At 63.2% G+C, this 19,856-nt stretch carries 18 protein-coding genes and 1 pseudogene; 7 read left to right on the top strand and 12 right to left on the bottom strand.

Features of this window, described 5'->3' with window-relative positions; translation table 11 throughout:
- The first annotated feature begins 2 nt into the window (after positions 1–2).
- Positions 3–1,112 carry a mandelate racemase/muconate lactonizing enzyme family protein gene (locus GSQ76_RS23605; RefSeq protein ID WP_158746561.1) on the top strand — a complete coding sequence of 370 codons (1,110 nt, stop codon included), beginning with the start codon at positions 3–5 and terminating at the stop codon, positions 1,110–1,112.
- Positions 1,113–1,247: 135 nt separating this feature from the next.
- Complete coding sequence (locus tag GSQ76_RS23600; RefSeq protein ID WP_158746560.1) at positions 1,248–1,829, top strand: Uma2 family endonuclease; 582 nt, start codon at positions 1,248–1,250, stop codon at positions 1,827–1,829.
- Between the two features lie 206 nt (positions 1,830–2,035).
- Here GSQ76_RS23600 and GSQ76_RS23595 read toward each other — a convergent pair whose 3' ends face one another.
- From GSQ76_RS23595 to GSQ76_RS23585, 3 genes are all read right to left on the bottom strand, one after another.
- Positions 2,036–3,394, bottom strand: a complete 1,359-nt coding sequence (locus tag GSQ76_RS23595) for an LLM class flavin-dependent oxidoreductase (RefSeq protein ID WP_158746559.1) — start codon at positions 3,392–3,394, stop codon at positions 2,036–2,038.
- Positions 3,391–4,986: an ABC transporter substrate-binding protein gene (locus GSQ76_RS23590; protein ID WP_158746558.1), complete on the bottom strand. Its 1,596-nt coding sequence runs from the start codon at positions 4,984–4,986 to the stop codon at positions 3,391–3,393. The genes GSQ76_RS23595 and GSQ76_RS23590 overlap by 4 nt, the downstream gene beginning before the upstream one ends.
- Before the next feature lie 68 nt (positions 4,987–5,054).
- Positions 5,055–5,288, bottom strand: a complete 234-nt coding sequence (locus GSQ76_RS23585; RefSeq protein WP_158746557.1) for a hypothetical protein — start codon at positions 5,286–5,288, stop codon at positions 5,055–5,057.
- Between GSQ76_RS23585 and GSQ76_RS23580 the strand changes: the two genes are divergently transcribed.
- Both GSQ76_RS23580 and GSQ76_RS23575 read left to right on the top strand, forming a co-directional pair.
- Positions 5,289–5,456, top strand: coding sequence for a hypothetical protein (locus GSQ76_RS23580; protein ID WP_158746556.1), 168 nt, complete (start codon positions 5,289–5,291; stop codon positions 5,454–5,456).
- Positions 5,457–5,684: 228 nt separating this feature from the next.
- Positions 5,685–6,071 carry a hypothetical protein gene (locus GSQ76_RS23575; protein ID WP_158746555.1) on the top strand — a complete coding sequence of 129 codons (387 nt, stop codon included), beginning with the start codon at positions 5,685–5,687 and terminating at the stop codon, positions 6,069–6,071.
- On the opposite strand, the gene GSQ76_RS23570 is transcribed toward GSQ76_RS23575, so the two are convergent.
- Both GSQ76_RS23570 and sdhA read right to left on the bottom strand, forming a co-directional pair.
- The gene (locus GSQ76_RS23570; protein ID WP_158746554.1) at positions 5,976–7,193 is read right to left on the bottom strand and encodes a YbfB/YjiJ family MFS transporter; all 1,218 of its coding nucleotides are present in this window, start codon (positions 7,191–7,193) and stop codon (positions 5,976–5,978) included. The two genes, GSQ76_RS23575 and GSQ76_RS23570, sit on opposite strands and share 96 nt — an antisense overlap.
- Complete coding sequence (gene sdhA / locus GSQ76_RS23565; protein WP_158746553.1) at positions 7,193–8,986, bottom strand: succinate dehydrogenase flavoprotein subunit; 1,794 nt, start codon at positions 8,984–8,986, stop codon at positions 7,193–7,195. Before sdhA ends, GSQ76_RS23570 begins: the two co-directional genes overlap by 1 nt.
- A gap of 177 nt (positions 8,987–9,163) precedes the next feature.
- On the opposite strand from sdhA, the gene GSQ76_RS23560 reads away from it, so the two are divergent.
- Positions 9,164–10,036, top strand: a complete 873-nt coding sequence (locus tag GSQ76_RS23560) for a LysR substrate-binding domain-containing protein (protein ID WP_254070599.1) — start codon at positions 9,164–9,166, stop codon at positions 10,034–10,036.
- 184 nt (positions 10,037–10,220) lie between these two features.
- On the opposite strand, the gene GSQ76_RS23555 is transcribed toward GSQ76_RS23560, so the two are convergent.
- The 3 genes from GSQ76_RS23555 to GSQ76_RS23545 all read right to left on the bottom strand — a co-directional run bounded on the left by GSQ76_RS23555 (position 10,221) and on the right by GSQ76_RS23545 (position 13,275).
- Positions 10,221–11,096, bottom strand: a complete 876-nt coding sequence (locus GSQ76_RS23555; RefSeq protein ID WP_158746551.1) for an SDR family oxidoreductase — start codon at positions 11,094–11,096, stop codon at positions 10,221–10,223.
- Between the two features lie 113 nt (positions 11,097–11,209).
- Positions 11,210–12,553: a C4-dicarboxylate transporter DctA gene (gene dctA, locus GSQ76_RS23550; protein WP_158746550.1), complete on the bottom strand. Its 1,344-nt coding sequence runs from the start codon at positions 12,551–12,553 to the stop codon at positions 11,210–11,212.
- A gap of 26 nt (positions 12,554–12,579) precedes the next feature.
- Positions 12,580–13,275, bottom strand: a complete 696-nt coding sequence (locus GSQ76_RS23545; protein WP_216851253.1) for a GntR family transcriptional regulator — start codon at positions 13,273–13,275, stop codon at positions 12,580–12,582.
- A 131-nt stretch (positions 13,276–13,406) separates the two neighbouring features.
- Here GSQ76_RS23545 and GSQ76_RS32390 point away from each other — a divergent pair, with 131 nt between their 5' ends.
- Positions 13,407–13,754: an ATP-binding protein gene (locus tag GSQ76_RS32390; RefSeq protein ID WP_335904932.1), complete on the top strand. Its 348-nt coding sequence runs from the start codon at positions 13,407–13,409 to the stop codon at positions 13,752–13,754.
- Here the strand turns inward: GSQ76_RS32390 and GSQ76_RS23535 are convergent.
- Both GSQ76_RS23535 and GSQ76_RS32090 read right to left on the bottom strand, forming a co-directional pair.
- A complete protein-coding gene (locus tag GSQ76_RS23535; protein ID WP_158746548.1) occupies positions 13,693–15,054 on the bottom strand; it encodes a L,D-transpeptidase family protein in 1,362 nt (453 codons plus the stop codon). The genes GSQ76_RS32390 and GSQ76_RS23535 overlap by 62 nt on opposite strands.
- 732 nt (positions 15,055–15,786) lie before the next feature.
- A pseudogene (locus GSQ76_RS32090) lies at positions 15,787–16,235 on the bottom strand (IS3 family transposase); the annotation flags it as partial.
- 583 nt (positions 16,236–16,818) lie between these two features.
- On the opposite strand from GSQ76_RS32090, the gene GSQ76_RS23525 reads away from it, so the two are divergent.
- The gene (locus GSQ76_RS23525) at positions 16,819–17,742 is read left to right on the top strand and encodes a replication protein RepA (RefSeq protein WP_335904931.1); all 924 of its coding nucleotides are present in this window, start codon (positions 16,819–16,821) and stop codon (positions 17,740–17,742) included.
- Position 17,743: 1 nt separating this feature from the next.
- On the opposite strand, the gene GSQ76_RS23520 is transcribed toward GSQ76_RS23525, so the two are convergent.
- Both GSQ76_RS23520 and GSQ76_RS23515 read right to left on the bottom strand, forming a co-directional pair.
- Positions 17,744–18,166 carry a hypothetical protein gene (locus GSQ76_RS23520; protein WP_158746545.1) on the bottom strand — a complete coding sequence of 141 codons (423 nt, stop codon included), beginning with the start codon at positions 18,164–18,166 and terminating at the stop codon, positions 17,744–17,746.
- Entirely contained in the window at positions 18,150–18,893 is a 744-nt protein-coding gene (locus GSQ76_RS23515; protein ID WP_254070597.1) for a ParA family protein, read from the bottom strand. The genes GSQ76_RS23520 and GSQ76_RS23515 overlap by 17 nt, the downstream gene beginning before the upstream one ends.
- Between the last annotated feature and the right edge of the window lie 963 nt (positions 18,894–19,856).

Below are 19,856 nucleotides of genomic sequence, written 5' to 3'. Positions count from 1 at the left end.
CCATGACCGATACCACCATCACCGAAATCCGCGTCGCCACCGCTCAAATTCCCTGGCCCGATACCTGGCTACTCGACGGCCAGGCCATGTCCCCCACCCGCAACCTTCTGGTCATCGAGATCCAGACCGCCAGCGGGCTCGTCGGCATGGGTTACCTCCACCTGCTCACCCCGGCCCTCCGAACCCTACAAGCCTGCATTGCCGAGATCATGGCCCCCCGCATCCTCGGCAAGGACGCCACCGCCGTGGAGGCCATCGGCTATGACCTGTGGCGTGCCACCCTCACCTCTGGCCGCGGCGGGATCACCACCATGGCCATCTCCGCCATCGACATCGCCCTGTGGGACATCGTCGGCAAGCGGGCCGGGCTGCCGCTGCACCGGCTCTGGGGCCATTTCCGGGACCAGGTGCCGGCCTATGGCAGTGGCTGCTTCCGCGGCAGCGGTGGTGATGGAATGATCAAGAAGGCCCGCTACTACGCCGACCAGGGGTTCAGCGCGATCAAGATGCAGGTCGCTCACGTCCATGACCTCGTCACCGACCTCGACAACGTGCGCCGAATGCGCGAGGCGCTCGGCCCCGGCATCGACATCATGATCGACGTGAACCAAGGCTGGTCCGCCGATACCGCCATCCTGATGGGCCGCAAGTTCGAGCAGCATGACGTCTACTGGCTGGAGGAGCCGGTGATTGCCGACGACTTCGCGGGCTATATACGCGTCGCCGACAAGCTCGACATGCGCGTGGTTGGCGGGGAGACGCATTTCACCCGCTACGACATGCGCCCCTTCCTGGAGCATCCGGGCCTCCCCATCCTGCAACCCGACCCCATGCGCGGCGGCCTCACCGAAATGCGCAAGCTGGCCACATTGGCGGATACCTGCGGGATGACGATCGCGCCGCACCTCTTCCCCGAACTGGTGATCCACGTCCTGTGTTCCATCCCCAACGCAAGCTGGATCGAGCATATGGGCCTCCTCGACGATCTTTGGGTCGAGCCCGTGCCGGTCGACGCCGGCAAGATCACGGCTCCAGAACGCCCAGGCCACGGACTGGCCTTCACACCGGCCGCCCTCGCACAGTTCCGTGGCTGGGAGACGCTTGTCCCCTAGGAAGTCTTCCGGGGGCGTGGTCCACGGCGACCGGCTCTGCCATCGCGCAAATCGGCAGACGCCCATGGCTCTCCCAGGTGCCGGATAATCGTGGTAGAAGCCCCTCGACCAAGCCGACCACCGCCGGAGAGCCGTATGAGCCGCCCGCAAGCCCAGGAGCGAACCTACACTCGCGAGGAGTTCCGGCTGTGGTGCGCCGCTCAGGATGGCGGCCGGTATGAGCGTGTGGGCGGCCACATCGTCGCGATGGCGCCCGAGCGCATCGGCCATGTGCGGGTGAAGAACCGGGTGGTCCGGGCTCTGGAGCGGGCGATCCGCCATGCCGGAGTGCCGTGCGAGGCCCTGGCGGACGGCGTAACGGTGGAAACCGGCGACAACGACTACGAGCCGGACGCTTTGGTGAACTGCGGCCCGCCGCCCGATGACGACGCGATCAGCGCCACCAACCCCGTCGTCATCATCGAGGTCCTGTCACCCTCGACCGCGAGCACGGACACCGGCGGCAAACTGGCGGATTATTTCCAGATCGCGTCGGTCGCGCACTACTTGATCGTCCATCCGACCCGGCGCAGCGTCATCCATCACCGCCGCGAGGAGTCCGGCAGCATCGCGACCCAGATCCTGGCGAACGGGGAGATCAAGCTTGATCCCCCGGGCCTCTCACTCATGGTGGAAGAGTTCTACGAGGGGCAGCCGCAAGGGCTCCGAATTCGGTGACCTCAGCGATTATCGCTCGCTCACGAACAACCAAAGAACCGGCTGAATCACGAGACGCGCGAAGTGGAAGGACTGGTGAGATTGACGCAACGGTTCAAAGTCAGCGGATCGCCCCCGCAGCCCGACAGGCTCGCTGCGACAGCGGGTTGACGCACCAGCCAAAGTCTCGAACGCGCGGTGGGCTTCGAACGGAGCCCGCCTAGGCGTCACTCGACGCCCATGACAGGCGCGGGCGCGAACCGGTTCGCCGGGACGCGCAGGCCGAAATGGTCGCGCAGCGTGGTGCCTTCGTACTCCGTGCGAAACAGCCCGCGGCGGCGCAACTCCGGCAGCACCAACGCGACGAAGGCGTGGAAGTCGGCCGGCAATGTGGGGCCGAGCAGGTTGAAGCCGTCGCAGGCGCCACTGGTGAACCATTGCTCCATGTGGTCGGCAATCTCCATCGGGGTGCCGGCAAACGTGTCATGACCGCGGGCGAAGGCGATCGCCTGAATGAGCTGCCGTATCGTCAGGTTCCCGCGACGGGCCATGTCCATGTAGATCTGCGCCCGGCTGCGCCCCCCGTTGATCGACTCCGGCGCCGGCAACTCCGGCATCGGGCCGTCCAGCGGATAGGCGAACAGGTCGATGTTGAAATGCTGTGACAACTGGGTCAGCCCGTATTGCGGAACGATGTACTGGTTAAGCTCCGCCTCACGAGCCTTTGCCTCTGCCGCCGTGCGACCGATGATGGGCGCGATGCCAGGCAGGATGCATAGCTGGTCAGGCGTGCGCCCGTAGCTGCGCATACGGGTTTTCACGTCGGCATAGAACGCCTGTGCATCCTCCAGCCGGTTCTGCGCGGTGTAGATCGCCTCCGCGAATTGCGCCGCGAACGCCCGCCCGCTTTCCGACGATCCGGCTTGCACCAGCACCGGCCAGCCCTGCGGCGGCCGCGGAAAGTCCAGCGGGCCGTCCACCTGGAAGAACGGTCCCCGATGCTTGATGGCATGCACCTTGCTCCGGTCCACGAACACGCCGCCAGCCCGGTCGGCGACCAGCGCGTCGGCTTCCCAGCTGTCCCAAAGCGCCGTTGTCACCTCCAGGAACTCGGTCGCCCGGGCGTAGCGCTCGGCATGCGGCATATGGGCGTCCTGCCCGAAATTCTGGGCTGCATGTTCGTTGCCGGAGGTGACGATATTCCACCCGGCGCGCCCATTGCTGACCCGGTCGAGAGAGGCAAACTTGCGCGCTACGTCATAGGGCTCGCTGTAGGTGGTGGAGGCGGTGCCGATTACGCCGATCCGCTCCGTCGTGGCGGCGATTGCGGCAAGCAGCGTGAACGGTTCGAAGAAATTGTTGAACGGGCCATACTGGACGTTGCTGTTGATGGCCAGCGCGTCGGCGATGAAGACCGCGTCGAACTTCGCCGCCTCCGCCTCGCGGGCGAGCGTCTGGTAATAGCGGATGTCCATCATGTTCCACGGGTCCGTCCCGGGATGCCGCCAGGCGGCCTCGTGATGGCCCACACCCTGGATGAACAGGTTCAAGTGCATCTGCCGCTTGTGGTCCGTCACCGTCGTCATGCCTTCGATACGCCCCAGAACATCGGGAAGGGTGCCGCCATAACCCCGGACAAATTGGCCCGCCAGGCCTGCTTGGCCAGGAAGAACCCGGTTGGCACGAACACGACGTCGTTCAGCGCGGCCTCGTTGATGCGGGTTGCGATCGCCTGCTCCTCCGCCAAGGTCGTCGACTGATACCAATCGGCGATACCCGCCTCTACGGCTGGGCTGGACGGCCATCCGAACCAGGCCTTCTCACCGTTGGCGCGCAGGCCGAGATAGGCGGCCGGGTTGATGCAGTCGACGCCCGCATGGCTCACCTGGAAGCTGTGCCAGCCGCCCTGCTCCGGCGGTGTGCGCTTGTTGACCCGGCGTGCCTGGATCGTCGCGAAATCGGTCGCGATGTAGTCGGCGTTGAGGCCGATGCGCCGGAACATGTCGGCGGCCACGTCGCCGCTCGCCTTGGCGACGAACTGGTCCTGCGCGATCAGCATGGCGATGCGGCGACCGTCGTAGCCGGCTTGCGCCAGCATCGCTTTCGCCGCGTCCACGTCGCCGCCACGGCGCAGCACGTCGCCCCCAGCCGCCGTGTATAAGGCGGTGCCGGCCGTGAAGAAGCCGTTCATCGGCTTGCGCAGGCTCGGGTCGTCCCCCACCATGGCACTCAGGTAGTCATCCTGGTGCACCGCCGTCAGGATCGCCCGGCGCACCCGGACGTCGTCGAAGGGCGGCAGCAGGTGGTTGAGCCGGATCCCGGACACCACGCCCAGATCGTTGGCAATCCCGGTCCGCACGCTCGGGCTTTGCGCAAGTTGCGGCACGAGGTCGGGCACCGGTGCCTCCAGCCAATCCACCTCACCCGCGCGCAGGGCACCGGCCGCGGTCGCTCCGTCCGGAATGATGACCCACTCGATGCGGTCGACGCCCATGCGCTTGCCGCCTGCCATCCAGGACGACGGCTCGTCGCGTGGCACGTATTCGGCAAAACGCTCGAACACGACTTTGGCGCCCTGCTGCCACTCGGCGGCCACGAAGCGCATGGGTCCGCTGCCGATGTATTCGGTGATGATCTTGAAGGGGTCGGTTTTCGCGATACGCTCTGGCATGATGAAGGTGCAGGGCGTGTTCGACTTGCCGAGCGCGTAGAGCATCTTCGGAAACGGGCGCTTCAGCGTCCAACGAAAGCTGCGGTCGTCCAATGCGACCAGGTCCGCCTGCTGCTCGGCGATCACCTGGCCCATCACGTCGCGGGCGGCCCAGCGCCGCAGACTGGCCACCGCATCCTTGGCGAGCACGGGCTGCCCGTCATGAAACGTCAATCTGGGCCGCAGGCGGAACGTCCATGTCAGCCCGTCAGCTGAGCTTTCCTCCGATTCCACCATTTGCCGCTGCGGTACATTATGGGCGTCCACCCCATACAACGTATCCCACACCATCAACGCCGCGTTGTGCACCGGGTAGGCGGTGCCCCAAATCGGGTCCAGGTTCCCGATATCGCTCGACGGCACGAAACGGAGCGTTCGGCCGGAAGCCTGTGCAACGGCGTGTCGGACGAAGAACGGAGCGGCCAGGGCAGCGGACCCGGCTGCCTGCAGGAGGTTTCGACGGTGCATGGAAATCCTTCGCAACAGCATTGCAGAGGGGGGCGGCGTGACAGGTCTCTGTGCCGTTTCACGCCGGGTCAAGCATAGTAGTGCAATTCTCCCAGCGTGAATGGCCTATCCGTGGCCGCAGCGAGCTTCGCCGCCACGTCGTTCAGGTCGTTGGCGCCCGTGCCCCGGGCGACGGGCACGGTCTTGGTCGGGCAAGCCGCGTATTCGGTCCGGCAGAGTGCGGACAACACGCTGCCACCGCCGCCTTTGGCCGGCAACGTGCGCGACGCCTCGAACGCCCTCACCTGGGATAGCGGAACCACATGCTGAACAACCTGAAGATACTCGTTTTGCCGAAGGACGAACGCATGGCCGACAACGGATTGGTGTCCGCGCCCAACGCGGCGGTCGGTCAGCCATTCAACATCGGCGGCCAAACGATCGGGACCATTCCGATGAACGCCAATACCGGATTAGAGCCGCTCAAGTGAATGAACCTGAGCCGCCCAAGTTCTACGACCTCGATCCTATAGGCCAAACGGCTGTCAATTTATTCGATGGTTGGGGCTACAACTTCTACCGGACGGAAAACTAGCTCAGGGCAGACGACTTGCTCGTCAGGCACGGTGTGGCCGCCATTCTTGGCGAGGCCCGGATGGCGGGCGAACCCTCGGCCCGACCCGGCGGCGTTGAAACAAGCCCGGATTCTGGAGTCTTTGGTGGGCGACATCATTGGGGTCGCTGGCCGCATTCGGTCTCAGCCAGTGCCCGAAACCGACCGGATCGCCCAGCGCCATCGGCAGGAGGCCGACACGCTGGTGAAGCCTCTGCGAATTGATATGTCGCTGGCCGGACACGCCAATCTGCTGCGCCAGACCGTGCGGGATCAGTCCCCGGTATGGTTGGTGGAACATGCCGACGAGATCAAACGCCAGGTTGCGGCCATCACGTCCGCGTTGAACGACCGCGCAGCGATCCTCAGCGGGGAGAACGAGCCGGCGAAGCTTGGGCTACAAGTTATCCTCGCTCCGACGGCCGAACACGGCGGAGACGGAGAGTTCGACCATCAACGCCACCAGCATCGCGCCGGCCCCCAGGGTAAATAGAAGTCCATAATCGCCGCCGGACCGCACGAACAGGAACGACATGCCATACGCACCCGTCGCCTGCATGATGGCGAAACTAATCGTCGCCATGCCCCAGGCTCGCTTCTGCAGGGCCGGATGGTGCTGCATGATTTCATGAATGCGGCCAAGCATCAGCGGCACGATGCCCGGCGTGAACGCCCCCACCACGAAGGACGAGACGATGAGCCCCGTGGCACCATACCCCATCAAAGGCAGCGCGACCGCCGCCGCTTCGACCAGGTAGGCCAGCCGCAGCGTCGGCACGAAGCCGATCCGGTCCGCGACATGGCCCGTGACAAGCGGGCCGACCACTGCGCCCAGCCCAAAGATGACCCAATATTCGGCGCCGACGGTGACGCCCTGGCCAAGACCACGGGCGACATAATCCACCAGGAAAATCATGTGCGGCACCAGGCCAAAGGCATTCAGCCCATACTGGATGGTGACGCTCCACAGGGCGCGGCGCGGAATGCGGTGCCGCACCGAACGACCGGGAGCCGCCGTCGCTGGCGCCGGTCGCGGCCAACCGCCCCAGGCGACCAGTGTCAGCACCAACGCCAGCACGCCAAGCCCGAACCAGGTCTGTTGCAGGCCCTGACGCAGCAGTAGCGGCACAAGCGTGCCGGATGCCGCAACACCCAGGCCAACGCCCATGAAGATCGTTCCGCTCACCAACCCGCGGCGGGATGGCGCCACATGGGGCAGCACGGTTGGCGCGGCCAGCACCATTACCGCCCCGCCGGCCATACCGGAGAGAAAGCGCCAGGCGAAGAACCAGGCGAAATCCACCGGCCACCCGCAGGCGAAGAAGGCGACGGACGCTGCGAGCATGCCGCCGCGCAGAACGCCGCGGGCGCCGAGCCTGGCCGCCAATGGTCCCGCCAGCAGCGCACCCGCCAGGTAGCCGGCAAGGTTGGCCGCCCCCAGATAGGCCGCGGTCGCGCCGCCGAACCACCCGGCCCCCACGATGGCGGGCAGTAGCGGGGTGTAGGCAAACCGCGCCAGGCCGATGCCGATCAGGCTTGCGCACAGCCCGGAGACCGTGAGCCGCCATGTCGCGAGGTCACCGCCTGTTTGCCGTGCCGAACCAGAGTGGCTCATCAGTAAACGCGCTCCTTCGGCGGAATGGACGCAACCTCGTCGGACAAGGTGTGCAGGTGAACCGGTCGATATTCCATCCGCACCGTGTCGCCGGACAGGAAGGCTAGCGAATGCTTCAGCCAGTGCTCGTCATCGCGCTTCGGGTGGTCCTCCCGGGCATGCGCGCCGCGGCTTTCCGTGCGGGCGATCGCGGAGCCGAGGCTCACCCGCGCTTGCGCCAGCATGTTGTCCAGTTCCAGCGCCTCAACCAGGTCGCTGTTGAACGCCATCGAGCGATCCGTCAGGCCCAACTGGTCGCGCATCGTGCGGGACACGCCATCCAACCCGGTCCATCCGGCCTCCAGCGTCGGCCCGTCGCGAAACACGGCGCAATGGCGCTGCATGACCCGCTGCATCGTCGTGCGGATTCCACCAACCGCCGCGCCGCCCGCCGACCAGCGCACCCGATCCAGCCGGGCCACCGCCTGCTCGGTCGCGGCAGCCGGCGGCGGTGGCTGGCGTTCATCCGGCCGCACCGTCGCCGCCGCCCGCAACGAGGCGGCGCGTCCGAACACCACGATGTCCAGCAGCGAGTTCGACCCCAGCCGATTGGCGCCGTGCACCGAGACACAGGCGGCCTCGCCGATCGCCATCAGCCCCGGCACCACCGCCTCCGGATCGCCGTCGCGCAGGGTGACCACCTCGCCATGGATGTTGGTCGGCACACCGCCCATGTTGTAGTGCACGGTGGGGATGACCGGGATCGGGGCGCGCGTCACGTCCACCCCGGCGAAGATCCGGGCGGTCTCGGAGATCCCGGGCAGCCGCTCGGCCAGTAGATCGGCGCCCAAATGCTCCAAATGCAGCAGGATGTGGTCCTGTAACGGCCCGCAGCCCCGGCCCTCGTGGATTTCCACCGTCATGGAGCGGCAGACGACGTCCCGCCCGGCCAAGTCCTTCGCTGTCGGGGCGTAACGCTCCATGAACCGTTCGCCGGCGCTGTTCGTCAGGTAGCCACCCTCCCCGCGCGATCCCTCGGTGATCAGGCAGCCTGAGCCATAGATGCCGGTTGGATGGAATTGCGTGAATTCCATGTCCGCAAGCGGCAGCCCGACGCGCAGCGCCATCGCGTTGCCATCCCCGGTGCAGGTGTGGGCGGCGGTGCAGGACGCATACACCCGGCCGTAGCCACCCGTCGCCAGCACGGTGCGGTGCGCCCGGAAGCGATGCAGCGTGCCGTCCTCCATGTTCCAGGCGAGCATGCCCCGGCAGGCGCCGTCCTCGTCCATCAGCAGATCGAGCGCAAAATACTCGACGAAGAACTCGGTGCCATGGCGCAGGCACTGTTGGTAAAGCGCGTGGAGGATGGCGTGGCCCGTGCGGTCTGCCGCAGCGCAGGTGCGGTGCGCCATCCGTTTGCCATAGTCCAGGGTCTGGCCGCCGAATGGACGCTGATAGATCCGGCCTGCGTCGGTGCGGGAGAACGGCACGCCGAACTGCTCCAGCTCCAGCACGGCCGAAGCCGCCTCGCGGCACATGTATTCGATGGCGTCTTGGTCGCCCAGCCAGTCGGACCCCTTCACCGTGTCATACATGTGGAAGCGCCAATCGTCGCCGTCGCCCATGTTGTTGAGCGCCGCGGCCATCCCGCCCTGGGCCGCCACGGTGTGGCTGCGCGTCGGAAACACCTTCGTGACGCAGGCGGTGCGTAACCCGGCTGCGGCCATGCCGAGCGCAGCACGCATGCCTGCGCCGCCGGCACCAACCACGACGACATCGTAAGTATGATCGATCATGGCGTAGGACTGGGGCATTTTCAGGCTCCGCTCTTTCAGGCCCCAGACCTAGACCGCAGGCAACGATGCCGCGCGCGATGGCTGGAGATCGCAGACATCTCCCACAGAGATGAGTGATTGCCGCCAGCGCGGCCCGTTCCCATACTATGCCCAGACTGGGAGAGGGGGCACGGTGTGCAGAGCGCGGACCTAAAGGTGTTTCTCGAGGTCGCGGAGACCCTATCGATGGGGCGGGCCGCGGAAACACTGCACACCGTGCAATCCGCCGTCACGACCCGCATTCGCAAACTGGAGGACGAACTCGGCCACACGCTGTTCCAGCGGCATGCCAGAGGCGTGGTGCTGACGCCGGCGGGCGAACGGCTGCTCCCTTACGCCCGGCAAGTCACCACCCTGTTGGTAGAGGCGCGACAAGCTGTGACCGACGAAGCTGACCCACAGGGTTCGATGGTGCTGGGGTCACTGGAAACCACCGCCGCGCTGCGCCTGGGGCCGATGATGGCGCGATTCTCGATGGCATACCCCAAGGTCGACCTCACGCTGCGGACTGGCACGACCGCCGAGCTCCTGGCACAGGTGCTGCGCCAGGAGCTGGAGGGCGCCTTCGTGTGCGGTCCGGTGGCCCATCCGCACCTGATCGCAGACCCAGTGCTGACAGAGGAGCTTGTGCTGGTCGCAGCGCCGGGCACGACCGGGCTCGATTTCCTGACGAACGCCAGGCAGGTCCGCATCCTCGTGCTCCGTCGCGGCTGTTCCTACCGGCAACGGCTGGAGGAGTTGCTGACCCGGCGGGGAGCGGCGGTGGTGCGTGTGCTGGAATACGGCACCTTCGACGCGATCCTTGCCTGCGTGTCTGCCGCTATGGGGGTGACGCTGCTGCCTCGTGCCTTGCTGGAGCGCTGCGTGCCGAAATATGACGTCGCCTGCATTCCGCTGCCGGGCCACGAGGGCAGAGCGGACACTGTCTTTGTGCGCCGCACCCAATCCTACGTCTCAACGGCACTGTCGGCGTTTCTGCAGACAGTCAAGGCCGATACGCATCAAGACGTGGCACGCGCCGCCGAATAGCGGCGCGGCACTTTCCGTTCGCGATTGATGCCGGGCTGGTGGGGTGACTGCTTCGATCACGCGGGTGCGAATTGACAACACGACATGTCCATGGAGCCTCACGCCATGGATATGCGGCTGTATTGCCCTATCTGGCAGGGCGGGCCGTCGTCCGGCGGGTCTGGCCTTCACAACAACGCAGCCGTCACAGCATCGGCATGCCACCGGTGACGGGTATCAGCGCGCCCGACATATAACTCCCCTCCTGCGCTGCCAGTAGGACATAGGCGCCCGCCAATTCACCCGGCTGACCGGCGCGGCCAAGCGGTGTGTTCTGCCCCAGTTCCTCCATCTGGTCCGGCGATTTCGCGATCGGCTGGATCGGCGTCCAAACCGGACCAGGCGCGACGCAGTTCACCCGGATACCTTGAGGGGCGAGTAGGTTCGACAAGCCTATGGTCAGGCTCGCGATGGCGCCCTTGGTGGCGGCATAGACGATCATGCTTTTGCCTGCGACCTTGGCCTGCACACTCGTTGTGTTGATGATGGACGCGCCGGGTTTCATATGTCTGGCGGCGGCTTGAACCAGCCAAATCGGCGCGAAAACATTCGCCCGGAAAGCGCCCTCGACGTTGGCGACGGAAATGTCGGCGAGACCCTCATTCGTGGTTTGGGCAGCCGCGTTGTTGACCAGGATGTCAAGGCGGCCGAATGCCTCCACCGTTTTGTCCACCAACGCCTGGCACCATCCCGGGTCGCGGATATCGCCCGGCAACATAAGGCACTGCCGCCCCGCCTTCTCCACCCAACGCTGCGTTTCCGCCGCATCCACCTGCTCGTCCGGCAAGAAAGAAATCGCGACATCCGCGCCTTCGCGCGCATAGGCGATGGCAACGGCGCGGCCGATGCCGCTGTCGCCACCGGTGATCAGCGCCGCCAGGCCGGTCAACAGCCCCTTGCCGACATAACTGTCCTCGCCATGGTCGGGCTTGGTTCGCATGTCCGCTTCAAGACCAGGCCGAGGCTGATGCTGCTCGTCCGGAAAGCTGGCGAGTGCGCTGGTTCTGGGATCTTGGGTCATGCAGACGGGACGCGCGACCCCGACCACCGTTTCCTCTCAATCGGCTGTAGGGCTCCAAAAAACCCCGGCACGGGCGGAGAAGGACGTCCGCCCGTGCCAGTAACAGCCAAACTCTACTCCGCAGCGGTGGCACCGACCGGCCCGGCATCCTGTGTCAAGTCAACGGCCACGGCCCCCGCGAGCACTTGTTGGGCAAGCGCGAGGTCGACGTCGTGCTCCCATACCCCGATCACCAGAGTGGCGACGCAGTTGCCGATCAAGTTTCCGAGCGCCCGGGCCATGCCGATAAACCAGTCGATCGATAACACGAGGACGAGGCCGATCGCCGGAATCGCCGGCACCGCGTTCAACGTCGCCGCCAGGATCACGATCGCGGATCCAGGCACACCATGCGCGCCCTTGGACGTAACCAGGGAAATCCCCAGCACCAGCAGCAAATCTCCGAATGAGAGCGGCGTATTGGTGGCTTGCGCGATGAACACGGTCGCCAGGGTGAGGTAAATCGAGAACGCGTCCAGGTTGAACGAATACCCGGTCGGCACGACAAGCCCCACTACCGAGGGCTTGATGCCCATGCGCTCCAACTTGCGCATGATTTGCGGCAGAACGGCGTCCGAAGACGCGGTCGCCAAGACGATGGTCAACTCCTCCCGGAAATAGTTGAGAAAGCGAAGAATGTTGAGCCCCGTCGCCACCTTCATCACGGTGCCGAGCACGACCACCACGAACAAGGCAACCGATACCCAGAACACCACGACCAGCGAGGCAAGCTGTTCCAGCGAGTGCACGCCATACTGCCCGACGGTGTAGGCCACGGCGCCCAGCACGCCCAACGGCGCGAGACGGACGATCAACCCCATAGCGCGAAACAGCACCTTGCCCACCGTGTCGACCAGGATCGTCACGGACTTGGCCGGCTCGCCCACCAATGCGAGGCTGGTGCCGAAAATAATCGCGAAGAACAGCACCTGCAGCACGTCATTGCGGGCCAATGCATCGAACGACGTCGTGGGAATGATGTTGAGGATGAACCCGCCGAAACCACCACCCTGCAGCTTGTGCGCGTTATCGGCGTAGCTCGACAGGGCGTGCCCATCCAGCGTGGCGGTATTGATGTTCATGCCGACGCCGGGCCGGATGACGTAGGCAAGGATGAGCCCGACGGCGAGCGCCACCGTCGTCATCACCTCGAAATATAGAAGGGCCTTGCCGCCGACCCGGCCAACCTTCTTCAGGTCGCCGGCACCTGCGATACCGTGTACGACGACGCAGAACACAATCGGCGCCACGATCATCGAGATGAGCTTGAGGAACGCGTCGGAGAAAAACTTCAGCCCGATCGCGAAGCCCGGCGTGGCTGCCCCTAATATAATGCCAAGAACAAGGGCGAAGACGACCTGCACGAAAAGCGACTGATATAATGGCTTGGAAACGGGCGTAGTGAGAACAGGTGTCATTGCGGAACCTTTCAAATGATAATGGTTTAGCGTGGCGGGTTCGTCCCCGCGCGTGTTGGCTCGATCCGCAGCGCCTGCCGCAGATCGAACAAGGGGTCGGTGTCAATGCGCTTCGTTAGCCCCGCCTCGACGTTGCCGATATGTGCGACCATCAGCGCGGCCGCGCGATCCAAATCGCCAGCCGCCAAGTCGTCCACGATCTGCTGGTGCTCGTTGCACGATTCCGTCGCATCGTGAGTAGATTGATACAAGGCCGAGATCAGCACGGTGCGTGCGGTGAGGTCGCGGAGGATGTCAGCGAGGATCCGGTTGCCCAGCGCCTCCACCATGCAGACATGGAAGTCGCCCAGCAGGTAACTGCGCAGGCCTACATCATCGCCGGCAATGGCCGCTCGCTCCTGACGGATATGGTCGCGCAGGGCGGCAATCGTGGCAGATGGAACAGTCGCGACAGTCCGCAGAATGTCCATTTCGATGGCGCATCGGGCTTGGAATGCCTCTTGCGCTTCTTCCCAGGACGGTTCGATGACGAACCAGCCACGCCGGGGACTGATGTGGACGATACCGCGTGCCTCCAGCCGGATCAGTGCTTCCCGAACTGAGGTACGGGAGGTCGCGAACAAGGTGGCAAGCGACTGTTCGCCAAGTCGGGTTCCAGCCGAGATGCGCCCGGCGAGAATGGCGTCAATGATGATACGATCGATGGCAGGTGGAGCGGACAAGACGCTGTGGTCCATGTGGTCTAACAAGCTTGTATGCAAGACGCTTGCCACGGTGGAACATCGACGTTGGAATTGTTGGCAGATGATCACACAGGCTGCATCATTGCCCGGCCGTTTCTTCCGCCCGGCGCTTGCAATGCTGCTTGGGCAATCAGCCTGTCGATCTGTTGAATGGTCCGGGCGCGGCCAGTGACTACGTCGAGATTTCGGTGACCCACACCGGGATTGGCATGGAAGCCGCCGCGCGGGCCACAGTGTTCGAGCCGTTCTTCACGACCACACCCGCGGGGCAAGGAACCGGGCTCGGGCTATCGCAGCTTAATGGGGTCGTTCGGCAGTCAACCGGTCGCCCGCAATGCGCGCGCGAAACCATAGGTGGGACGAATTGCATGGGACCACGTGGGGCAGCCGCGAACCTCAGAGTGAGTCGACGCGTGACAGATACGATAGCGGCGCACGATGATCGTCATTCGCCATGACGACGCGCCGCTGGGATGGTTCCTGCAGAAGTCGCCAGATTGCGGCGTCGCGGCTGTAGAAGTCCGGGCGAAACTGCAACGACCCTCGGGCATCGACGAATGCGGTCTGGTAGACCACAAATACGGGTATTGGCGTTGGCAGATTGTTTCGGGTGGTGTCCCCTGCCGCGATCCCCTGGTTGATGGCGTCGACCGAACGGTCCATGAGGAGGGCAGCTAGCTCACGCGGGTTCTGCACCCGGATGCATCCGTGGCTGATCCGGCGGTTGTCACGGCTGAAAATATAACGATCCGGGGTATCGTGCAGGTAGACGTCGAACCGGTTCGGCATGTCAAACATAATGTAGCCGAGCCCCGCTTCGGGCCCCGGCAGTTGCTCGACCTCACCATTGGTCAGCATCACCATCTTGTTCCGGGTCAGGTAATTTGGGTCGCTCGTCAGCTTCGGCAGGATCTCGGCCTTGGCGATGTCAGCTGGGATCACCCATGGTGGGTTGTAAAAACTGGCGTCGATCGTGGCGCGAAACTCGGGACTTTGGTTACGCCTTACATCCTCGCCAACCACAACACGCGTGGTAAAGGCCGGTCGACCGGCCTGGTACATCACCAATTGCTCCTCGGCAACGTTGACCCATACTCTGTCCGCTGGCAGGCGCCGTGGCAGCCAGCGCTGACGTTCGAGGTTCACCTCAAGCATGCGCAAGTGGTCGGCCGAGGCCTTTTTACCCGCCGACATGCCAGAGCGATATGTCTGCAACGCCTGGCGCAGGGCAACGTAGGTCGGTGTCGCCGGCGCGAGGGCTTCGATCCCTTTCCCCGGATCGGACGTTTGAAGCGCGTCATCGAGCACAGCGGCCACATCGATCGGCTCGGGCGCGAGAACCTCGTCATCTCGCCTGTGTTCAACCGGCACGGCGCCCCGGGCCAACGCATCAGCATATGACAGGAACGCGTCCGATAATACCAGGTCACGCTGCAGCGGCGACAGTGCCGCCTCGCGCTGCAGCAGGGTGGCATGAAACAAACTAGGGTCGAGCCCCTGGTCTCGGGCACGCAGCACGGCCGCCGTCAGCGAAGCAGCCTGTGCGCGCCGGGTCGCCCAGACGGGCTCGAAATCATGGCGCGCGTAGAAACGGCTCAACAATCCGGCATTCAGGTGTTCGCCGGCGACAACCAGGTCGCCGGTCCTGCCAACCAGCCGGCGCAGCCCGGCGTCCGACGGCGGCGTGAGCACACCTATCGGGTCCAGCCGCGGATCCGTGCTGCACGCCGCCAATGCAAGCGCCGAGGCGAAAGCCATTGTGCCGCCTACCAATGTAGTCCGCCGGGACACGTGGGCTGGCGCGTCAGATAAGGGCGGTCGAGCGCTGAGATCATTCTTGCGCGATGGTGTGTCCACGACTGCAACTCCTCAACCTCTGCCAACCACGCAACTGCAAGTTTGACTCTTGGGTGAGAATTGCCTTTAGTTTTTACCTTGTCTACGTGCATCTCAACACAAGGAGGACCGGATGGCTGCCAGTTTTAGAACCGTTGCCCGTCACAGGCTGATCCGTGCTGCGGCGACGGTTGCCATTGTTGCGCCGGTTGCGCTTCTCGCGGCCTGTGCTCAGCAGCCGGCCCCACCGCCACCAGCGCCGGTGATGGTCCAACCGGCGCCCCCGCCCCCTGCCCCGCCGCCGATGGTTCCGGCAGCTCGCGGCTAGGCGTCAGATAACCAGCTTTGAGGGCGCGTTCTGCCAGCAATTGGCGAAGCGCGCCAACAAGCTGGACGTCACCATTGACGTTGTTTAAGCGATCGCCATCCACCCTTTCCGGCTGAAATGCTTGGTGAGAGTGGATGGTGGACCGCCATCGGACCACACTGCATGGGCCCGGTCATCACACCTGAGGCAAAATAGAACGGCTGGGCTGGTAAAGCCGCCCAAATGGTTGCCGGCTCACAGGAACCAGAAATCTGGTCCTCCACACCCTGACGTGGCACATCTTTAGACACGGTCCGCCACAACGTAATGACCGAGTGGTGGGTGTTGCCGTCCAAGCTCTCCCCGAATACGGTCTGCTGCGGCTCGCTCGGCGCTATGGAGTGCCACAGCACCGACCGTGCCTCCTGCGGTGGAGCCGGCCAGAACTCGGAACCGACCCCGTTCGACATCGCGTTGGGAACGAAGTCCAGCGAGCAGCGCTGGATGGCCGCCTCTAGCAACACCATTGGCGAGCGCGTTCCCAATGCTCGTTTCCGACCGCCCCGCTTGCGCACGCCAAGCGTCTCCTCGCGGGTGGGCCGGAACACACGCTTGTGGTTCAGTCGAATACCATCACGCGCCAGCAAAGATGTGCCGCTGGTGGCCGAACCGTCGTCGCTCACCGGCCAGCACGCCCAGCCTGGCACGGATACCGCCAGCGCTCGGTCACTTGGAGGCATACCGATAGGTCTTCGGTTCTAGCCCAAATCAATCCGCACGCCCGCCGTTGCGAGTAAGTCTTCCGTTGCATCGTCCAGGCTACGGCTGCACGCCGCGCACCTTGCGTCAGGAGTTTTTACAAGCATCTCTTTCAGCACGCCTAGGATCTGCTCCTGCGTGTATCTTGACTGCTTCATCGCCCGTCTCCTGCCGACAAACCTGCTCGATGCGGAGCGATTATTGCAGTAACGTTCCAGCCCATGGCCTGGGCCGAAGCACTCGCAAGGCTCTCTGGGCAGCCGGGTGGGGACTTTACCACCCGGATGCCGGGGACTTTACCACCCCTCCCCGCCCGACCTGGGGACTTTACCACCCCGCGAGTCGCGTAACCCATTGATCCAAGCGTTCGCCGGTGAGCTGGAGTCGGACAAAATGCACCAGCTCGATAGCTGGGGACTTTACCACCCTGGGCTGGGGACTTTACCACCCGGCTCCGATGACCAACTCCGATAAATATCAACGCTTTAGCTGAAGTTATCCCGAGGACTTTACCAACCCAAACTAATAGAAGCCTTCTAATATCTCTTCAAATAGCCTGGGTGGTAAAGTCCCCACAGACAACCAAACCGGCCGCGTGCATCTTGCGAAACATGGGAACAGTGCATCAGTTGATCGAAGCAAAAGGCAAGCAAGGCGCGTTAGCCGCCGACCTTGATCGTGAGCAGGTCGAAGCAGCAGCAGCATACCTAGCCGATGAACAACATGGTGTAGGCTTTCTTTACAGCGGGTGGTGTCAAGCCGCGCTCCCCCACCGAAAGCTACCTGATGCACAGGGGTGGCAGATCACCGGGGATCACGTCACACTCATCGTCGAGCCGGGCATGCGCCCGTCTCCAACCGGCATTCCAGAACCAATAGGCGTTCCTTACGGCTCACGAGCACGCCTGATAATGCTCTACATGCAGTCCGAGGCGCTTCGAACCTGCTCACGGGAAATCGAACTGGGCCGCAGTCTACGTGCCTGGCTCTATCGTATGGGCATCCCTTCCGGGGGGAAGTCGATCGCTGCCGTAAGAGAACAGGCTGAACGCTTGAGCGCCTGCCGGCTGACACTGCGGATCAAGGTCGGCAAGACCACCGGGCTGATCAACCAGAACATCGTCGACACCGCCATTTTCCTCGACAGCGGAGAGGAAAGGCAGCCCAGCCTCTTTGCCGAGACTGCCAAGCTCTCCGAAGGATTTTACGAACAACTGTCGAAGCACTCGGTGCCACTCGAAGAGGCCGCAATCAGGGCCATCAACAACAACTCGATGGCGTTGGATATCTACGCATGGCTCGCCTACCGACTACATAGCCTCGAAAAGCCCTGCCCTATCACGTGGCTCGCCATCAAAGCTCAGTTCGGCAATGGGTTTGGTGACCTGAAGAACTTCCGCAAGTGCTTTGTCAGCAACCTTAAACTTGCTCTGGCAGTATACCCCGCTGCTCGCGTGGACTGTAACGAGCGGGGCGTGATACTGCACCCCGCAAGACCTCCAGTGGCAACTACTAATTCAGTTCCTCGTCTACTCCGGCTATAACTCACATTCCCATGATGTCTAGCTGACGGATCAGCCCTTCTTCGACGATATCTTGAATCGACCGCCCAGATCCTACGCTAGCCCATTTTACCCGCTTATGCAGCTCGGCGCTGATGCGGAAATTAAATGGCACCTTCCCCACCTTCATTGGCATGTCAGGCACCATCCGCATTCCCGGCGGCACGTTGGCTTGTGTTATGAGATCGGCAGTAGGCGAACGACCTAGTTCGGCAGCGGCCTTTCGGGCCACCGGGGTTGGCATTACCTCCTGTACCATTGGGGTCGCAGGCCGCACACCATGGCTTCCTGCTTCATTGCTTTCTTGCTTTAATGCAGGACCGGGATCTTCAACGAGGCCGTGGCTGGTCTGCCCTGCCCCTTTGGTAGCGACCAGGCCTGCAAGGCGATTAGGTTGCTGCGGCACTGCGCTTCTCCATGTCTAGTCGCTTTAAGATGTAGGCCCATAATTCGCGAACCTCGGCAGCCGATTTACCGGTGGGATCAATTTCGTTCGTGGTTCTGCCATCAATCATGGAGGCAGCGAAGTCCGTGCGGCTGTGGATAGTCACCGGTGCCACAGTGCCATGCTGAGAAAGCACGACCGCCGCTTCCGAGGTAAGGCGGGCTCTCTGGGTCGCTCGATTGACCACAAACAGCATTGGTCGGCCGGTGTCGACCACAGTGTCCACGGTCTTGCCAACGGCTCGCAAATCGTGCGGCGACGGCATCACGGGAATAACGACAATGTCTGCAAGGCGAATGGTGGCTTGCGCCTCCGCACTCACCTGCCCCGGCGTATCAATGACAACATAATCAACCTGAGCCTTGGCAAGCTTCTCGAGCAGGGCTTTGAGGCCGCCGGTGCCGGCGGTCGAGAGTGCTGGGGTCTCAAGGTTCCTGGCGTTCCACCAGTCTGTAAGCCCTCCTTGAGCGTCGGTATCGACACATACGACAACTTTGTCGCCGCGCTGTGCCTCAACCGCCAAATGGCCCGATAACGTGGTTTTTCCAGATCCGCCCTTCTGGCTTGCAAGAACTATGACCTGCATGACACCTCCACTGCTTGCTTTAAAGAGCGATGGGAGGAAAGAAGTCAAGCCTTCCTGGCGTAGTTCTTCGTAGCAGCCAAGAAAGCAAGAAAGCAAGTCCATGGACATTATTCCCGCGTGGGCTGCGAACTATGAAGGTAACACGTTGAATCAACGGCATTTTGTTATCGCTTTCCAGGGGAGATGGCGTTCCGAGTATCTAACCTGCATCACAGCGGAGAGGACCCTGCGATGCTTTTGCTCGACATGGGATCCTGCGTCCCTCGTGAACAGGGTTAGCCAACCGTCCAAAGTTCTCTTGCCTCCGCAAATGCGCGCACGTTGAATTCCAAAGGGAGCATACCGATCGGGTATGTGGGTGCACCCCCATCCTCATGGTCTTGCCCCACAGACGGCAAGGAAGCAAGAAAGAAAGCAAGAAGCCTAGACGCCTGCGAATGTGGGGTGTTGAGCTTGTTCTCATTAAAGCGCCAAACTCAGGACCGCGCTAAGATTTATAAACCAGCCGATGTATCCGCCTAGCTCAGTGCTGCAAGTAAACTGGCCGGCCGTTGCGCACGGCGACAGGCGAGCCAAAACCGCAGAGCAACGATAATCAATCAGGCCTCTGAGCCGACCGAATGTCTTCTTGCAAGCAAGAAAGCAAGAACTCGAGATAGCTGGCCATGGCGGCCGAAGTTATTGGATCGACCCCGTAGGAGCGGTGTGACCCACCCCGTAGTCCGTCAACTTAGGTGAACGTGTGCGATCTAACTATGCCGATGAGGAGGCCCGCAACAGGCACTTAGCAAGGCTCCGGGTGAACCGTTGACCAAAGCAGCGCGTCTACGATTTTTGAGCGGTTATTCTTGTCAGTCTGAAAGAACGCAAGACGCGAGCGGGTTGCCAGACAGCGATGGCATGAACAGCTCAGACCCATACAAGCGGACGCTGAAGCAAATCATGCATGTCGTCACAACCGTTAGACCACGTCCACCTTGCATGCAAGAAAGCAAGAAAGTAGCAGGCCACAGCTTTCGGGTCAGGGTCGCCACACCGCCCCTTATTGATAGCCACGGCTCGTCG

Origin of the sequence: Acidisphaera sp. L21 (assembly GCF_009765685.1) — a bacterium.
In the GTDB taxonomy this organism is placed as follows: Bacteria; Pseudomonadota; Alphaproteobacteria; order Acetobacterales; family Acetobacteraceae; genus LMUY01.
The sequence above is the reverse complement of the archived record's forward strand: the minus strand, read 5'-3'. Positions and strand labels throughout refer to the sequence as shown.

Excerpts from the sequence above, each read along its gene's own strand:
- GSQ76_RS23535 (WP_158746548.1), bottom strand. The coding sequence starts at position 15,054 with ATGGCTTTCGCCTCGGCGCTTGCATTGGCGGCGTGCAGCACGGATCCG.
- GSQ76_RS23590 (WP_158746558.1), bottom strand. The coding sequence starts at position 4,986 with ATGCACCGTCGAAACCTCCTGCAGGCAGCCGGGTCCGCTGCCCTGGCC.
- GSQ76_RS23605 (WP_158746561.1), top strand. The coding sequence starts at position 3 with ATGACCGATACCACCATCACCGAAATCCGCGTCGCCACCGCTCAAATT.
- dctA (WP_158746550.1), bottom strand. The coding sequence starts at position 12,553 with ATGACACCTGTTCTCACTACGCCCGTTTCCAAGCCATTATATCAGTCG.
- GSQ76_RS23555 (WP_158746551.1), bottom strand. The coding sequence starts at position 11,096 with ATGACCCAAGATCCCAGAACCAGCGCACTCGCCAGCTTTCCGGACGAG.
- sdhA (WP_158746553.1), bottom strand. The coding sequence starts at position 8,986 with ATGCCCCAGTCCTACGCCATGATCGATCATACTTACGATGTCGTCGTG.
- GSQ76_RS23600 (WP_158746560.1), top strand. The coding sequence starts at position 1,248 with ATGAGCCGCCCGCAAGCCCAGGAGCGAACCTACACTCGCGAGGAGTTC.
- GSQ76_RS23595 (WP_158746559.1), bottom strand. The coding sequence starts at position 3,394 with ATGACGACGGTGACGGACCACAAGCGGCAGATGCACTTGAACCTGTTC.
- GSQ76_RS23580 (WP_158746556.1), top strand. The coding sequence starts at position 5,289 with ATGCTGAACAACCTGAAGATACTCGTTTTGCCGAAGGACGAACGCATG.
- GSQ76_RS23570 (WP_158746554.1), bottom strand. The coding sequence starts at position 7,193 with ATGAGCCACTCTGGTTCGGCACGGCAAACAGGCGGTGACCTCGCGACA.
- GSQ76_RS23515 (WP_254070597.1), bottom strand. The coding sequence starts at position 18,893 with ATGGACTTGCTTTCTTGCTTTCTTGGCTGCTACGAAGAACTACGCCAG.